The organism is Cupriavidus sp. 01T418 (assembly GCF_056398885.1).
The window spans coordinates 258,000-273,115 of sequence record NZ_JBFTQG010000006.1; the positions used below are offsets into that span (position 1 = coordinate 258,000).

17 protein-coding genes are annotated in these 15,116 nt (G+C 64.9%); 16 read left to right on the top strand and 1 reads right to left on the bottom strand.

The window, feature by feature from the left end; translation table 11 throughout:
• The first annotated feature begins 35 nt into the window (after window positions 1-35).
• The 8 genes from AC1DQ3_RS09935 (at window position 36) to AC1DQ3_RS09970 (ending at window position 7,228) form a co-directional block, all read left to right on the top strand.
• Window positions 36-1,409 carry a UDP-glucose dehydrogenase family protein gene (locus AC1DQ3_RS09935; protein WP_477120008.1) on the top strand — a complete coding sequence of 458 codons (1,374 nt, stop codon included), beginning with the start codon at window positions 36-38 and terminating at the stop codon, window positions 1,407-1,409.
• Window positions 1,410-1,479: 70 nt separating this feature from the next.
• A complete protein-coding gene (rfaE1, locus tag AC1DQ3_RS09940; RefSeq protein ID WP_477120009.1) occupies window positions 1,480-2,430 on the top strand; it encodes a D-glycero-beta-D-manno-heptose-7-phosphate kinase in 951 nt (316 codons plus the stop codon).
• Between the two features lie 55 nt (window positions 2,431-2,485).
• Window positions 2,486-3,481, top strand: a complete 996-nt coding sequence (gene rfaD / locus AC1DQ3_RS09945) for an ADP-glyceromanno-heptose 6-epimerase (RefSeq protein WP_477120010.1) — start codon at window positions 2,486-2,488, stop codon at window positions 3,479-3,481.
• A 189-nt stretch (window positions 3,482-3,670) separates the two neighbouring features.
• Entirely contained in the window at window positions 3,671-4,054 is a 384-nt protein-coding gene (locus AC1DQ3_RS09950; protein WP_477120011.1) for a ComEA family DNA-binding protein, read from the top strand.
• A 284-nt stretch (window positions 4,055-4,338) separates the two neighbouring features.
• The gene (locus tag AC1DQ3_RS09955; RefSeq protein WP_477120012.1) at window positions 4,339-5,649 is read left to right on the top strand and encodes a solute carrier family 23 protein; all 1,311 of its coding nucleotides are present in this window, start codon (window positions 4,339-4,341) and stop codon (window positions 5,647-5,649) included.
• Window positions 5,650-5,719: 70 nt separating this feature from the next.
• Window positions 5,720-6,622 (top strand): cysteine synthase CysM, encoded by a 903-nt coding sequence (gene cysM, locus AC1DQ3_RS09960; protein WP_477120035.1) that lies wholly within the window; start codon window positions 5,720-5,722, stop codon window positions 6,620-6,622.
• 47 nt (window positions 6,623-6,669) lie between these two features.
• Window positions 6,670-6,972 carry a type II toxin-antitoxin system Phd/YefM family antitoxin gene (locus AC1DQ3_RS09965; RefSeq protein WP_477120013.1) on the top strand — a complete coding sequence of 101 codons (303 nt, stop codon included), beginning with the start codon at window positions 6,670-6,672 and terminating at the stop codon, window positions 6,970-6,972.
• Entirely contained in the window at window positions 6,920-7,228 is a 309-nt protein-coding gene (locus tag AC1DQ3_RS09970; protein ID WP_477120014.1) for a Txe/YoeB family addiction module toxin, read from the top strand. The genes AC1DQ3_RS09965 and AC1DQ3_RS09970 overlap by 53 nt, the downstream gene beginning before the upstream one ends.
• A 72-nt stretch (window positions 7,229-7,300) precedes the next feature.
• Here the strand turns inward: AC1DQ3_RS09970 and mltB are convergent, their stop codons facing one another.
• A complete protein-coding gene (gene mltB, locus AC1DQ3_RS09975) occupies window positions 7,301-8,407 on the bottom strand; it encodes a lytic murein transglycosylase B (protein ID WP_477120015.1) in 1,107 nt (368 codons plus the stop codon).
• Window positions 8,408-8,528: 121 nt separating this feature from the next.
• Between mltB and AC1DQ3_RS09980 the strand changes: the two genes are divergently transcribed.
• From AC1DQ3_RS09980 to AC1DQ3_RS10015, 8 genes are all read left to right on the top strand, one after another.
• Window positions 8,529-9,452, top strand: a complete 924-nt coding sequence (locus tag AC1DQ3_RS09980) for a histone deacetylase family protein (RefSeq protein WP_477120016.1) — start codon at window positions 8,529-8,531, stop codon at window positions 9,450-9,452.
• A 10-nt stretch (window positions 9,453-9,462) separates the two neighbouring features.
• Window positions 9,463-10,266 carry an enoyl-CoA hydratase gene (locus AC1DQ3_RS09985; protein WP_477120017.1) on the top strand — a complete coding sequence of 268 codons (804 nt, stop codon included), beginning with the start codon at window positions 9,463-9,465 and terminating at the stop codon, window positions 10,264-10,266.
• Between the two features lie 155 nt (window positions 10,267-10,421).
• Window positions 10,422-11,456, top strand: coding sequence for a methionine ABC transporter ATP-binding protein (locus tag AC1DQ3_RS09990; protein ID WP_477120018.1), 1,035 nt, complete (start codon window positions 10,422-10,424; stop codon window positions 11,454-11,456).
• Window positions 11,446-12,099, top strand: coding sequence for a methionine ABC transporter permease (locus AC1DQ3_RS09995; protein WP_477120019.1), 654 nt, complete (start codon window positions 11,446-11,448; stop codon window positions 12,097-12,099). Before AC1DQ3_RS09990 ends, AC1DQ3_RS09995 begins: the two co-directional genes overlap by 11 nt.
• Window positions 12,100-12,171: 72 nt before the next feature.
• Window positions 12,172-12,969, top strand: coding sequence for a MetQ/NlpA family ABC transporter substrate-binding protein (locus tag AC1DQ3_RS10000; protein ID WP_477120020.1), 798 nt, complete (start codon window positions 12,172-12,174; stop codon window positions 12,967-12,969).
• 203 nt (window positions 12,970-13,172) lie between these two features.
• Entirely contained in the window at window positions 13,173-13,922 is a 750-nt protein-coding gene (locus AC1DQ3_RS10005; protein WP_477120021.1) for an electron transfer flavoprotein subunit beta/FixA family protein, read from the top strand.
• 19 nt (window positions 13,923-13,941) lie between these two features.
• Window positions 13,942-14,877, top strand: a complete 936-nt coding sequence (locus AC1DQ3_RS10010; protein WP_477120022.1) for an electron transfer flavoprotein subunit alpha/FixB family protein — start codon at window positions 13,942-13,944, stop codon at window positions 14,875-14,877.
• Between the two features lie 108 nt (window positions 14,878-14,985).
• A partial coding sequence (locus tag AC1DQ3_RS10015; RefSeq protein WP_477120036.1) for an acyl-CoA dehydrogenase N-terminal domain-containing protein occupies window positions 14,986-15,116 on the top strand: 131 nt, incomplete at its 3' end.

Consider the following 15,116-nt stretch of genomic DNA (forward strand, 5'->3'; position numbering starts at 1 on the left):
GCGTCGCTTGCCAATCCCTATCTGGAGTACAAGTTATGAAAGTCACCATCATCGGCAGCGGCTACGTCGGTCTAGTGACCGGGGCCTGCCTGGCCGAACTGGGCAACGATGTGTTTTGCCTGGACGTCGACGAAGGCAAGATCGCGCTACTCAACGCAGGCGGGGTGCCGATCTACGAACCGGGCCTCAAGGAACTGATCCTGCGCAATCGCGAGGCTGGGCGGCTGACCTTTTCCACCGATGTGGCGGCCAGCGTGGAACACGCCGACGTGCAGTTCATCGCGGTCGGCACGCCGCCCGACGAGGACGGCTCCGCCGACTTGCAATATGTGCTGGCGGCTGCCCGCAATATCGGCCGGCATATGACGGGCTTCAAGGTGGTGGTGGACAAATCGACCGTGCCGGTCGGCACCGGCGACCGCGTCGCCGAAGCCATTCGAGCAGAACTTGCCGCGCGCGGGCTCGAAGACCTGCAGTTCTCGGTGGTATCGAATCCCGAGTTCCTGAAGGAAGGCGCCGCGGTGGAGGACTTCATGCGTCCCGACCGCATCGTGCTGGGCTGCAATGCCGACGTGGCGGGCCGCCATGCCAAGGCGATCATGCGCCAGCTTTACGCGCCCTTTAACCGCAACCACGAGCGCACCTTCCATATGGATGTGCGCTCGGCCGAGTTCACCAAGTACGCGGCCAACTCGATGCTGGCCACCCGGATCTCGTTCATGAACGAGCTGGCGAACCTGGCGGACGAGGTCGGCGCCGACATCGAACTGGTCCGCATGGGCATCGGTTCCGATCCGCGCATCGGCTATAGCTTCCTGTATGCCGGTGCGGGCTACGGCGGCTCGTGTTTTCCCAAGGATGTGCAGGCACTCATGCGCACCGCCAGCGCGCACGGCAAGCCCATGCGCGTGCTCGAAGCGGTGGAAGCGGTCAACGATGCGCAAAAGCAGGTGCTGGCCGACAAGATCGTACGGCGCTTTGGCCAGGATCTCTCCGGCCGTACCTTTGCGATCTGGGGGCTGGCATTCAAGCCCAATACCGACGACATGCGCGAAGCGCCGTCGCGGGTGCTGGCATGCGCGCTGATATCGCGCGGCGCCGCGTTGCGCGTGCATGACCCTATCTCGATGGCCGAGGCCCGGCGTGCCATGGAATCCGACCTCGCCGATATCGAAGGCGGCTTTGCGCGCGTGCATTTCAGCGACGCGCAGATGGATACGCTTGACGGCGCCGATGCCCTGGTCATCGTCACCGAATGGAAAGTGTTCCGCAGCCCGGATTTCAACCAGATCAAGCGCCGCCTGAAGGCACCCGTTATCTTCGACGGACGCAATCTGTACGAGCCCGAGGCCATGCAGGAAGCAGGCATCGAATACCACGCGATCGGGCGGCCGACCACGACGCGCTGAAACGCAACCCAACGGGAACGAAAAGCCAACGCCCCGGCTGACGGACCGGGCAGTGTCGCCAAGGATGTCCATGAGCAAGAACCATATTCCGCAGCAACAGATCAATCAATCGCGCATCCTGGTGGCGGGCGACATGATGCTCGACCGCTATTGGTTCGGCGATGTCGAGCGCATCTCCCCGGAGGCGCCGGTGCCGGTCGTGCAGGTCAAGCGCAGCGACGAACGCCTGGGCGGCGCCGCCAACGTGGCGCGCAATGCCGCCGCGCTGGGCGCCCAGGTCGGCATGCTGGGCGTGGTCGGCGACGACGAGCCCGGCCGCACCCTGGAGACGCTGCTCAACGCCAGCCACGTGCAGCCGTACCTGCTGCGCGACGCCAGCGTCAACACCACCATCAAGCTGCGCGTGGTGGCGCACCAGCAGCAGTTGCTGCGGGTCGATTTCGAGAACGCCCCGGCGCACGAAGTGCTGGCCTCCGTGCTGGACCGTTTCCAGGCCTTGGTCAAGGAGTACAAGGTGCTGGTGCTATCCGACTACGGCAAGGGCGGACTGGCCCATGTGGGCCGCATGGTCGAGGCGGGCCGCGCGGCGGGCTGCATGGTACTGGTCGACCCCAAGGGCGATGACTATTCGCGCTATCGCGGCGCCACGCTGATCACCCCCAATCGTGCCGAAATGCGTCATGTGGTGGGGGCCTGGAAGACCGAGTCCGATCTCACCATCCGGGCGCAGAACCTGCGGCGCGCGCTGCAACTCGAAGCGCTGCTGCTGACGCGTTCGGAAGAAGGCATGACGCTCTATACCGAGGCGGAGGTATTGCACGTTTCGGCGCAGGCGCGCGAAGTCTATGACGTGTCCGGCGCCGGCGATACCGTGATCGCCACGCTGGCGACGATGCTGGGGGCGGGCGTGGCACTCAAGGAAGCCGTGCAGCACGCCAATCGCGCCGGCAGCATCGTGGTTGGCAAGCTGGGCACCGCGGTCGTCACCTATCCTGAACTGTTCGGCACGCCGGCGCAATGACTGTGCTGTCTTCGTCGTCTTTGCTGTCATTTGGCTCGATCGAGCCCACACGACCATGACCATCATCGTTACCGGCGCTGCCGGCTTTATCGGCAGCAACCTCGTCAAGGGCCTGAACGAACGCGGCGAGGACAATATCGTCGCCGTGGACAACCTGACGCGCGCTGACAAGTTCCACAATCTCGTCGACTGCGAGATCCGCGACTACCTCGACAAGAGCGAGTTTCTCGAGCGATTCGCGCGCGGAGAGTTCGGCAAGGTGCGCGCGGTTTTCCATGAAGGGGCCTGCTCGGACACCATGGAGACCGACGGCCGCTACATGATGGAGAACAACTTCCGCTACACCAGGGCGCTGATGGATGCCTGCCTGGAACAGGGCGCGCAATTCCTCTACGCCTCGTCGGCGGCGACCTACGGCGCGTCGCAGGTGTTCAAGGAAGAGCGCGAACACGAGAAGCCGCTGAACGTCTACGGCTACTCCAAGTTCCTGTTCGACCAGGTGGTGCGCCGCACGCTGCCGTCCGCGCTGTCGCAAATCGTGGGCTTTCGCTACTTCAATGTCTACGGCCCGCGCGAAGCGCACAAGGGGCGCATGGCCTCGGTGGCGTTCCACAACTTCAACCAGTTCCGCGCCGACGGCACGGTGAAGCTGTTCGGCGAGTACGGCGGCTACGCGCCGGGCGGCCATACCCGCGACTTCATCTCGGTGGAAGACGTGGTCAAGGTCAACCTGTTCTTCCTGGAGCACCCCGAGAAATCGGGCATCTTCAACCTGGGTACCGGCCGAGCGCAACCCTTCAACGACATCGCGGCAGCCGTGGTCAACACGCTGCGCGAAGCCGACGGCCGTCCCGGCCTGACGCTCGACGAGATGGTGCAGGAAGGCCTGGTGGAATACATCAAGTTCCCCGACGCGCTGCGTGGCAAATACCAGTGCTACACGCAATCCGATGTCTCGCGCCTGCGCGGCGCCGGGTACAAGGCGCCGTTCTATACGGTGGAAGAAGGCGTGTCGCGCTATTGCCGCTGGCTGCTGGGGCACAAGGCCTGAGGCCGCTGACCGCGCGCACGCTTTCTGCCCGTTTTCTGCCCGTTTTCCACCTGCGACGGAAACACCTCGGTAGCGTTGAGGTGAACTTTTGTTGCAGGACGCGCCAAGCCGGGCAGGCGCTCCTATCCTCCGTGTTGCCTCGTCCAGTCCGGGCCGGGCAATCTTCATAAACGGATAGGAGAAACTCCCATGTTCAAGCAAACTCTGATGGCTTCGAAGCAGGTCCTGCTGGCGGCTGCCGTATGGTTCTCGCTGTCGGGCGCGGCACTTGCCGCAGTCGATGTGAACGCCGCCGACGAAGCCGCGCTGGTTTCGCTCAAGGGCATCGGGCCGGCCACGGCCAGCACCATCATCGCCGAGCGGGGCAGGGGCGGGCCCTTCAAGGATGCCGCGGATCTCGCCGATCGCGTCAAGGGCCTCGGGCAGAAATCGGTCACGCGCTTGCAGGAGGCCGGCATGACCATCGGCGCGGGCGGCGCCGCCGCGCCGAAAGCCGCCGCGCCGAAAGCCGCGGCGGCCACGGCCAGGACCGACGTCAAGGCGGAGAAACCGCCGGTCAAGGCCGCCCGCTAAGGCGGTAGCGGGCGTGCCGATTCGGGACGCCCGCATCCATGCATCGCAGCCATGGTGCAGCGAAGCCCCGGCCGAGCCCGGGGCTTTTTGCGACCCATGCACCAGTACGAACACCGGAAGCCGGTATGGCTCGTGCCAGTTTCGCGTAGCTTCGCACGACTGCAGTCGCGCGGTATCATGCGGACGCCGCCGCGGCCCGAGCCGGCTGCGAGGCCAACATAATCCAAATCGAGCCGGACCTGCCCGCGTACGCGGCCGACTGGCCAAAAAAAGGGAACTGGACAATGGGAAATAACGAGGACGCGGGATTCCTGCCCAAGTGGCGGCTGAAGACCCACGGCGTGATCGCGCCCGATGAGCGTCTGCCGGCCGGCCAGACGCTCCTGGCGGGGATCCAGCACGTGGTGGCGATGTTCGGCTCGACCGCGATCGCGCCGATCCTGATGGGTTTCAACCCCAATATCGCCATCCTGTTTTCGGGTATCGGCACGCTGATCTTCTTCCTGTGCGTGCGCGGCAGGGTGCCCAGCTACCTGGGCTCCAGCTTTGCCTTTATCGCCGTGGTGATTGCCGCGACCGGCTATGCCGGCAGCGGCCCCAATCCCAATATCCCGGTGGCCCTGGGCGGCATCATCGCGGCCGGCGCGCTCTACCTGCTGATCGGGCTGGTGGTGCAGGCGGTGGGATACCGCTGGGTCGAGCGCCTGATGCCGCCGGTGGTGACGGGTGCCATCGTCGCGGCCATCGGCCTGAACCTGGCGCCGGTGGCGGTCAAGGCCGTGAGCGGCGCCTCGCTGGACACCTGGGTGGGACTGGCCACCGTGCTGGCCGTAGGCACGGTGGCAGTGCATGCGCCAGGCATGCTGCGCCGGCTGCCGGTGCTGGTGGGCGGCCTGTTCGGCTACGTGCTGTACTACATCTGCGCAAACGGGCTGGGCATGGGCAAGGGCATCGATTTCTCCGGCGTGGCCGCTGCCAGCTGGCTCGGCATGCCGGCCTTCGCGTCGCCGGTGTTCCATGCCAGCGCCATGCTGCTGATCGCGCCGGTGGCCATCGTGCTGGTGGCGGAAAACCTCGGGCATATCAAGGCCATCAGCGTGATGACCGGCCGCAATCTCGACCCGTATATCGGCCGCGCCTTTATCGGCGACGGCATCGCCACCATCATCTCCGCGGGCGGCGGCGGCACGGGCGTGACCACCTATGCCGAGAACATGGGCGTGATGGCCGTGACCAAGATCTACTCCACGCTGATTTTCGTGGTGGCGGCCGTGGTGGCGCTGGTGCTGGGCTTCTCGCCCAAGTTCGGGGCGCTGATCCTGACCATCCCGGGGCCGGTGATCGGCGGGCTGACCATTGTCGTGTTCGGCCTGATCGCCGCCACCGCGGGGCGCATCTGGGTCCAGAACAAGGTCGACTTCTCCAATTCGCGCAACCTGATCACGGTCGGCGCCACGCTGACCGTGGCGGCTGGCGACCTGACCCTGAAGCTGGGCGGCATGACGTTGGGCGGCATCGGTACCGCCACCTTCGGCGCCATCCTGCTCTATCACCTGCTGGGCAACAGCAAGAACGAAGCCGAGGCGCAGGCCTGACGCGCCGCGCCGGCAACGCGGGTTTTGGGACTGGATTACAATGTCCGCCGACATTGGAATCCCGCTCACCATGGCCTACAAGACGATTGAAGACACCATCGGCAATACGCCGCTGGTCCAACTGCAGCGCATCCCCGGCGCCGCCGGCGCCCCGCGCGGCAACGTGATCCTCGGCAAGCTCGAGGGCAACAACCCGGCGGGCTCGGTCAAGGACCGGCCGGCGGTGTCGATGATTGCCCGCGCGGAGTCGCGCGGGCGCATCAAGCCGGGCGACACGCTGATCGAAGCCACCTCGGGCAATACCGGCATCGCGCTGGCCATGGCAGCCGCCATTCGCGGCTACAAGATGGTGCTGATCATGCCGGAAGACCTGAGCATGGAGCGGCGCCAGAGCATGGCCGCCTATGGCGCGGAGATCATCCTGACGCCGGTCAAGGGCGGCATGGAATACGCGCGGGACCTCGCCGATTCCATGGAGCGCGACGGACGCGGCGTGATCCTCGACCAGTTCGCCAACCCCGACAATCCGCTGTCCCATTACGAGACCACCGGTCCGGAGATCTGGCGCGATACCGAAGGACGCATCACGCACTTCGTATCCGCCATGGGCACCACCGGCACCATTACCGGCGTATCGCGCTACCTCAAGGAACAGAGCGCCGCAGTGCAGATCGTCGGCGCGCAACCGGCCGAGGGCTCCCGCATCCCCGGTATCCGCAAGTGGCCCGAGGCGTACATGCCGAAGATCTACGATGCGAAGTACATCGACCGCACCGAGCCGGTGGGCCAGGGCGATGCCGAGCATATGGCGCGCCGCATGGCACGTGAAGAAGGCATCTTCTGCGGGATTTCGGCTGCTGGTGCGCTGTGCGTGGCGCTGCGCATCGCCGAGGAAGTGGAGAACGCCACCATCGTGTTCGTGGTGTGCGATCGCGGCGACCGCTATCTTTCGACCGGGGTGTTTCCGGCCTAAGTACAGAAGCGCACGCTGGCCAAGGTGCGTGTAAGAAGGAAGACGCGATGAACATCCTGACTTTTAGCGAGGCGCGAGCCAGCTTCAAGCAGGCATTGGACACGGTCTGCAAGGACCATGAGCCGACTGTGATTACTCGACAGCGCGGCGAGCACGTCGTGATGATTTCGCTGGACGACTACAACAGCATGCAGGAAACGTTGCATCTGTTGGGGTCACTCAAGAATGCCGAACGACTGCGCGCGTCCATTGCCGAGTTTCGAGCTGGTAAGACCTTCACCAAGGACTTACTAAAAGATGACTCAACGCAACAAGAAGACGGCCGAAAACAAGGCCGCCGCAGTAAATAAGTGCAAGCTGGCCTGGACCGCCAATGGGTGGGACGACTACCTGCACTGGCAGAAGACGGACCGGGACATCCTCGATGAAATCAACCGGCTGGTTGAGGAGATTTGCCTGGACCCCTTCAATGGGACCGGCAAGCCGGAGCCCTTGAAGGGTGACCTGACAGGGTTCTGGTCCAGGCGCATTACAAAGGTGGATCGCCTTGTCTACATCGTGGACAAAGGTGTCTTCACTGTGATTGCCTGCAGGCATCACAACTAGGAGAGGGCGCTTCGCCCCCCCGCCCCGCGAATCTCGCGGGGTTTTTCGCTTCTGGCACAGCCGGGGGAAAGGTCAGCCCATTGCCGCCTTGACCGCCTCGCCCAACTGGTACACCGCCAGCGCGTAAAAGAAGCTGCGGTTGTAGCGCGTCAGCACATAGAAATTGCGCAGGCCGAGCATGTAGTCGGTGGTTTCGCTCGGCGTGGGCAGGTCGACCACCAGCACGCCGGTTTCGCCTTCGCGCGCCAGGTCGATCGGCTCGTCCACCCGCAGGCCGGCCTTGAGCAACTGGTTGAGCGTGTGGGTGGGCCATGGCTCGCCATCCGCAGCGGCGGCGGCGATGCCGCGGCTGCCCTCGTCGGTGGCAATGCGCCAGACCACCGGGCGGCCCGGTTCCCAGCCGTGCAATTGCAGGAAGCGCGCCACGCTCCCGATCGCGTCCGTGGCGCTGCTGCGCAGGTCGATATGGCCATCGCCGTCGTAGTCGATGGCGTACTCGCGCAAGCTGGTCGGCATGAACTGCGGAATCCCCACGGCACCGGCGAAGGAGCCCAGCACCGAGAACACATCGGTATTGGTGTCGCGGCACCACAGCAGGAAGTCGGCCAGCTGGTTGCGGAACAGCGTCGTGCGTGCTTCCTGGTTCGGTACGTCGGGATAGTCGAAGGCCAGCGTGGAGAGCGAGTCGATCACCCGGAAGGTGCCCATGTCGCGGCCATAGATGGTCTCGACGCCAATGATGCCGACGATCACCGAGGCCGGCACGCCGAACTCGGCCTCGGCGCGGCGCAGCGCATCGCGATTCTGCTGCCAGAAGCGCACGCCTGCGTTGATGCGGATTGGCTCGATAAAGCGCGAGCGGTAGGTGCGCCAGCTTTTGCGTCCCGGCGTGGCGGGCGGCATGATCAGCCGCACTACCGTGGAGGAATACACGACCTGGCCGAACCAGGCTTCCAGCTCGGCGCGCGCGAAGCCGTTGCGCGCCACCATCTCGTCGATAAAGGCGCGGCTCTTGGGATTGTCACGATAGCGGCCCGGCTCGATCTCTTCTTCGCGCACGCTCACGCGGCGCTTGCCGGCGGCAAGCAGGGCGGGGGAGACGCCGCACAAGCTCAATGCGGCAGCGGAAAGTACGGCGCCCAGTAGCGGGCGGCGCAGGGAGCTCCGGGTGTCGGTCATGGTGTCCTTTTCAAGTCGCTGCGAGTATAGCGGATGGTGCCCGCGCGGCACCCCGCTGGGTGGCCGGCGTGGCATGTGCTAACGTAACGAATGGAGACCACGAATAAAGCCATAAGACATCATGCCCACAGGCTATTACACGCATCCCGAGTTCCTGCTGCATGAGATGGGGCCTTTTCATCCGGAATGCCCGGAGCGCCTCCAGGCCATCGAAGACCACCTGATTTCGCATGGCATGGACGGCCTGCTCGACCGGCGCGAGGCGCCTGCGGCGACTGCCGAGCAGATCGGGCGCGTGCATCGCCCGCAGTACATCGCCTCGCTGGCCGCGGCCAGTCCCGCCAGCGGCTACCACCCGATCGATCCCGATACGCTGATGAACCCGCACACGCTGGCCGCCGCCACCCACGCGGCTGGCGCCGCGGTGGCTGCCACCGATGCGGTGATGGCCGGCGAGGTCGAGAATGCGTTTTGCTGCGTGCGCCCGCCCGGCCACCATGCCGAGACGGACCGGGCCATGGGCTTCTGCTTCTACAACAACGTGGCCATCGCCGCGCGTCACGCGCTGGCCGCGCACGGGCTGGAACGGGTGGCCATCGTCGATTTCGACGTCCACCATGGCAATGGCACCGAGGCGGCCTTCCGTGGCGATGCCAGCGTCCTGATGTGCAGCTTTTTCCAGCACCCGTTCTACCCCTACAGCGGCACCGAGCATATCGCCGCCAATATGTCGAACATCCCGCTGCCGGCGTATTCCAACGGCATGGCGGTGCGCGAAGTGGTGGAAACGATCTGGCTGCCGCGCCTGAACGAGTTCAAGCCGCAGATGCTGTTTATCTCGGCCGGCTTCGACGCCCATCGCGAGGACGACCTCGGGCAGATGGGGCTGGTCGAGCAGGACTACGCCTGGATCACGGCCCAACTGGTCGATGTGGCCCGCGCGCATGCGAAGGGACGCATCGTCAGTTGCCTGGAGGGCGGCTACAACCTGAGCGCGCTAAGCCGCAGCGTGTACGCGCACCTCAAGGTGCTGCTCGAACGATAGGAGGCCGTTGATGGCTGAGACCGATAACCGCGCCGCGACGCCGCTGGTGAGCGAAAGCCTGGACGCGCCGGGCGTGCTGCGCCTGACGATGAACCGCCCCGACGCGTTCAACGCCTTGTCCGAGGACTTGCTCGATGCGCTGTCCGCCGCGTTTGCCCACGCCGGCGCCGATGCGTCGGTCAGGGTGGTGGTGCTGGCCGCGGCCGGCCGCGCTTTTTGCGCCGGTCACGACTTGCGCGAGATGCGCGCCAGCCCGTCGCACGACTACTATCGGCGCCTGTTCGATCGCTGCACCCGCATGATGATGGCGATGCAGAAGATGCCGCAGCCTGTGATCGCGCGCGTGCAAGGGATCGCCACGGCGGCAGGCTGCCAGCTGGTGGCGATGTGCGACCTGGCGGTGGCGGCCGATGTCGCGCGCTTCGCGGTGTCCGGTGTCAATCTGGGCCTGTTCTGCGCCACGCCCGGCGTGGCCCTGTCGCGCAACCTGTCGCGCAAGCATGCCATGGAGATGCTGCTGACCGGCGACATGATCGACGCCATGCAAGCCCGGGACCGCGGGCTGGTCAACCGCGTGGTGCCGGCCGATGCCCTCGATGCCGAGGTCGCGCGCCTGGCCGCCAGCATCTGCGCCAAGCCGGCCGCCGCGGTGGCCGCCGGCAAGGGCCTGTTCTACAAGCAGCTGGAGATGGGCATCGAGGCGGCCTACCAGCTGGCCGGGCAGACCATGGCGTGCAATATGATGGACGAGGCGGCGCTGGAAGGCGTCCAGGCCTTTATCGACAAGCGCACGCCGTCCTGGCGGGGCGCATGACGGCTTCTTGCTGGTCTATATGCCGTGAACTTATAAAGACATCGGCAAAAAGTCGTTTCTGGTATGAAGCGAATCGCTTAAAATGCGCGCTTCGCCCAAATAATAAAATGCGGCAACAGCGCTAACTTTCTCGCCTGTTGCCGTTTTCTTTTCACATGATCGAACTGCAAGGTCTTTCGCAGCGCTTTCCCGGAGGGTCGGGGGAAGTGCATGCACTGCGGGACGTCAACCTGTCCATTGCGGCAGGTGAGGTCTTCGGCATCATCGGTCGAAGCGGCGCCGGCAAAAGCACGCTGGTGCGCGCCATCAACCTGCTCAACCGCCCCAGCGCCGGCCGCGTGATCGTGGCCGGCCAGGATCTGACCGCCATGGACAGCGGCGCGCTGCGCCAGGCGCGCCGCGACATCGGCATGATCTTCCAGCATTTCAACCTGCTGTCGTCGCGCACCGTCTTTGACAATGTGGCGCTGCCGCTGGAACTGGCCGGCAAGTCCCGCAGCGAGATCTCCGACACGGTGCTGCCGCTGCTGGAACTGGTTGGCCTGACGGCGCTCAAGGATCGCTATCCCGCCCAGATCAGCGGCGGGCAGAAGCAGCGCGTGGGCATCGCCCGTGCGCTGGCGAGCAAGCCCAAGGTACTGCTGTCGGACGAAGCCACCTCGGCGCTCGATCCGGAAACGACCCGCTCCATCCTGGAACTGCTCAAGCAGATCAACCGGGAACTTGGCCTGACCATCGTCATGATCACGCACCAGATGGAAGTGATCAAGCAGGTCTGCGACCGCGTGGCGGTGCTCGAAGCCGGGCAGGTGGTGGAAACCGGCCGGGTGATCGACGTGTTCCTGCGTCCGCAACATGAAGTCACGCGCGCGATGATCGGCGACGTGATCGCGCAGGAATTGCCGCCCAGCGTGCTCAAGCGCGTGGAGAGCCGGCTCGGCAACGGGCGCGACCATGTCTACCGCCTGGCCTTCACCGGCGCGGGCGTGGACCAGCCGGTGCTGGCCCAGGCGATCCGCCGCTATGGGCTGGACTTCAATATCCTGCACGGGCATATCGACGAGATCCAGGGCCAGGCCTTCGGTTCGCTGGCCATCATGGCCACCGGCGACCTGGCTGACGTGAAGGCGGCGATGGAATACCTGCAACAGGAAGGCGTGGTGGTGGAGGAGTTCGAGCATGTGGTCTGAAATGTTTGACCTGTTCCTGACCTCGTTCAACGAGACGCTGCTGATGGTGGCGATCTCGGGCGTGGTCGGCGCCTTGTTGGGCGTTCCGCTGGGCGTGCTGCTGCACCTGACCAACCGCGGCGGCGTGCTGTCGCATCCGCTGTTCAACCGCACCATCGGCGTGCTGGTCAATGCCGTGCGTTCGATCCCCTTCATCATCCTGCTGGTGGTGGTGATCCCGTTCACGCGCATTATCGTCGGTTCGTCGATCGGCACCACCGCGGCCGTGGTGCCGCTGACCATCGCCGCGATTCCGTTTATCGCGCGCCTGGTGGAAAGCGCGCTGCGCGAGGTGGACAAGGGCCTTGTCGAGGCCGCCCAGTCGATGGGTGCGACCACCGGCCAGATCGTGATGAAGGTGCTGCTGCCCGAAGCCATGCCCGGCATCGTGGCCGGCCTGACGATCACCTTCGTCAGCCTGGTGGGTTATTCCGCCATGGCCGGCGCCATCGGCGGCGGCGGGCTGGGCGACCTCGGCATCCGCTACGGCTACCAGCGCTACATCACCGAGGTGATGGTGGCGGTGGTGCTGATCCTGATCGTCTTCGTGCAGGCGGTGCAAAGCTTCGGTGACTGGCTGGTGCGGCGCATCAGTCATAAATAGGCCGGCAAGGCAAACCGGCAATTCGCCCGGCCAACTACAAAACATAGAGAAATCGAGAGGAAGGAAGTCAACATGCAACGTCGTAACTTGCTGCAATGGATTGTCGGCGCCGCCCTCGGCGCTACCCTGGCCACTGGCGCCGTGGCGCAGGAAAAGCCGATCAGGATCGGCGTCACCGGCGGCCCGCACGCCCAGATCATGGAGCAGGTGAAGAAGGTCGCCGCCAAGGACGGCCTGAATATCCAGCTGGTGGAGTTCAGTGATTACGTGCAGCCCAATGCCGCGCTGGCTGCCGGCGACCTGGACGCCAACAGCTACCAGCACCTGCCGTACCTGGAGGCGCAGATGAAGGACCGCGGCTACAAGTTCGCGCACGTGGCCTTCACCGTCACGTTCCCGATGGGCGTGTATTCCAGGAAGATCAAGTCGCTCGACCAGATCAAGGATGGCGCACGGGTGGGCGTACCGAACGATCCCACCAACGGTGGCCGTGGCCTGCTGCTGCTGCAAAGCAAGGGCCTGATCAAGCTGCGCCCGGACGCTGGCCTGAAGGCGACGCCGCTGGACATCGTCTCCAACCCGAAGAAGATCAAGATCGTCGAACTGGACGCCGCCCAGTTGCCGCGTTCGCTGGACGACCTCGACGCCGCCGCCATCAACGGCAACTACGCCGAGTCGGCCGGCCTGTCCCCCACCAAGGACGCGATCGCCATGGAAGGCCCGAAGGGCCCGTACGCCAACCTGATCGCCGTGCGCGAGGCCGACAAGGGCAAGCCGTGGGTGGCCAAGCTGGTCAAGGCCTACCACTCGCCGGAAATCAAGCAATACGTCCAGGCGACCTACAAGGATTCGGTGATTACCGCGTGGTAAGTTGAAAAAAGCCTGGAAAATCGTGCAACGCAGGGCATCCTGCTGCACAATGCAGGCGGGATTTCACTTTGCCGGGCTATGCCCGGCAATTCTTTACCGATAAAATAGTACGACCGTTCGAAAAACAAGAATGCCACCCGGCCGGTGGTTATAATGACGAGCGAACCAAATTTCTGACTATCGACTATCAGTGGAGTGAGCGCATGAAAGTACTCGTCGCAGTCAAGCGCGTGGTGGATTACAACGTCAAGGTCCGGGTGAAGTCGGACGGTACGGGCGTGGATCTGGCCAACGTCAAGATGAGCATGAACCCGTTTGACGAAATCGCCGTGGAAGAAGCGGTGCGCCTGCGGGAAGCCGGGGTGGTCACCGAGGTCATCGCCGTGTCCTGCGGCGTGGCCCAGTGCCAGGAAACCCTGCGTACCGCGATGGCCATCGGCGCCGACCGCGGCATCCTGGTCGAATCGAACGAGGACCTGCAGCCGCTGGCCGTGGCCAAGCTGCTCAAGGCCCTGGTCGACAAGGAACAGCCGCAACTGGTGATCCTGGGCAAGCAGGCCATCGACGACGACTCCAACCAGACCGGTCAGATGCTGGCCGCGCTGGCTGGCCTGCCGCAAGCTACCTTCGCCTCCAAGGTGGTGGTGGCCGATGGCAAGGCGTCGGTGACGCGTGAAGTGGACGGCGGTCTGGAGACCCTGTCGCTCAAGCTGCCGGCGGTGGTGACCACCGACCTGCGCCTGAACGAGCCGCGCTATGTGACGCTGCCCAACATCATGAAGGCCAAGAAGAAGCCGCTCGAAACCGTCAAGCCGGAAGATCTCGGCGTGGACGTGGCGCCGCGTCTGAAGACCGTGAAGGTCGTCGAGCCGCCCAAGCGCAGCGCGGGTGTGATGGTGCCGGACGTTGCGACGCTGGTGCAAAAGCTGAAGAACGAAGCCAAGGTCATCTAAGCGCGCCAGGAGATAAAACATGACTGCACTCGTCATTGCTGAACACGACAACCAATCCATCAAGGGCGCCACGCTGAACACCGTGACGGCAGCCCTCCAGTGCGGCGGCGACGTCCACGTGCTGGTGGCCGGCGCCAACGCCGCTGCCGCAGCCGCCGCTGCCGCCAAGATCGCCGGCGTGGCCAAGGTGCTGCTGGCCGACGCGCCGTATTTCGGCGACGGCCTGGCCGAGAACGTGGCCGCGCAAGCGCTGGCCATCGCCAGCGACTACAGCCACATCCTGGCCCCCGCGACCCCCTACGGCAAGAACATCCTGCCGCGCGTGGCCGCCAGGCTGGACGTGGCCCAGCTGTCGGACATCACCAAGGTCGACAGCCCCGATACCTTCGAGCGCCCGATCTACGCCGGCAACGCGATCTCGACCGTGCAATCGACGGACAAGGTCAAGGTCATCACCGTGCGCGGCACCGGCTTTGACGCCGCCGCTGCCGAAGGTGGCTCGGCCGCCGTGGAAAACCTGCCGGCCGTGGCCGACGCAGGCATCTCGCAATTCGTTTCGCGCGAAGTGACCAAGAGCGACCGCCCCGAGCTGACCGCCGCCAAGATCATCGTTTCCGGTGGCCGTGGCGTGGGTTCCGGCGAGAACTACACCAAGGTGCTGACGCCGCTGGCCGACAAGCTGAACGCCGCCATGGGCGCATCGCGCGCCGCCGTGGACGCCGGTTTCGTGCCCAACGATTATCAGGTCGGACAGACCGGCAAGATCGTCGCGCCGCAGTTGTACATCGCCGTTGGTATCTCCGGCGCGATCCAGCATCTGGCCGGCATGAAGGACTCCAAGGTGATCGTGGCGATCAACAAGGACGCCGAAGCACCGATCTTCTCCGTGGCCGACTATGGCCTGGTGGGTGATCTGAACACCATCGTGCCCGAACTGGTGGCGGCGCTGGGCTGATCCCACGGCCCGGCACGGCGCGCCGCGCCGCGCCGGGTTCGATCAGGAAGTACTAGCCGTTCCGGGCCTGCCCGAGAACGGCTTTTTCATACCTGTCTGGAGACATCGATGACCTACCGTGCCCCGCTCAAGGACATGCTGTTCGTGATGAACGAACTGGCCGGCCTTGAGGCCGTCAGCCAGTTGCCCGGCTTCGAGGACGCCACGCCGGAGACGGCGCAGGCGGTGCTCGACGAGGC

Bases quoted from the DNA above. Each gene is read 5' to 3' on its own strand.
- rfaD (WP_477120010.1), top strand. From the start codon at position 2,486: ATGACCATCATCGTTACCGGCGCTGCCGGCTTTATCGGCAGCAACCTC.
- AC1DQ3_RS10000 (WP_477120020.1), top strand. From the start codon at position 12,172: ATGCAACGTCGTAACTTGCTGCAATGGATTGTCGGCGCCGCCCTCGGC.
- cysM (WP_477120035.1), top strand. From the start codon at position 5,720: ATGGCCTACAAGACGATTGAAGACACCATCGGCAATACGCCGCTGGTC.
- AC1DQ3_RS09980 (WP_477120016.1), top strand. From the start codon at position 8,529: ATGCCCACAGGCTATTACACGCATCCCGAGTTCCTGCTGCATGAGATG.
- AC1DQ3_RS09950 (WP_477120011.1), top strand. From the start codon at position 3,671: ATGTTCAAGCAAACTCTGATGGCTTCGAAGCAGGTCCTGCTGGCGGCT.
- AC1DQ3_RS09990 (WP_477120018.1), top strand. From the start codon at position 10,422: ATGATCGAACTGCAAGGTCTTTCGCAGCGCTTTCCCGGAGGGTCGGGG.
- AC1DQ3_RS09935 (WP_477120008.1), top strand. From the start codon at position 36: ATGAAAGTCACCATCATCGGCAGCGGCTACGTCGGTCTAGTGACCGGG.
- mltB (WP_477120015.1), bottom strand. From the start codon at position 8,407: ATGACCGACACCCGGAGCTCCCTGCGCCGCCCGCTACTGGGCGCCGTA.
- rfaE1 (WP_477120009.1), top strand. From the start codon at position 1,480: ATGAGCAAGAACCATATTCCGCAGCAACAGATCAATCAATCGCGCATC.
- AC1DQ3_RS09965 (WP_477120013.1), top strand. From the start codon at position 6,670: ATGAACATCCTGACTTTTAGCGAGGCGCGAGCCAGCTTCAAGCAGGCA.
- AC1DQ3_RS09995 (WP_477120019.1), top strand. From the start codon at position 11,446: ATGTGGTCTGAAATGTTTGACCTGTTCCTGACCTCGTTCAACGAGACG.
- AC1DQ3_RS09985 (WP_477120017.1), top strand. From the start codon at position 9,463: ATGGCTGAGACCGATAACCGCGCCGCGACGCCGCTGGTGAGCGAAAGC.
- AC1DQ3_RS10005 (WP_477120021.1), top strand. From the start codon at position 13,173: ATGAAAGTACTCGTCGCAGTCAAGCGCGTGGTGGATTACAACGTCAAG.
- AC1DQ3_RS10010 (WP_477120022.1), top strand. From the start codon at position 13,942: ATGACTGCACTCGTCATTGCTGAACACGACAACCAATCCATCAAGGGC.
- AC1DQ3_RS09970 (WP_477120014.1), top strand. From the start codon at position 6,920: ATGACTCAACGCAACAAGAAGACGGCCGAAAACAAGGCCGCCGCAGTA.
- AC1DQ3_RS09955 (WP_477120012.1), top strand. From the start codon at position 4,339: ATGGGAAATAACGAGGACGCGGGATTCCTGCCCAAGTGGCGGCTGAAG.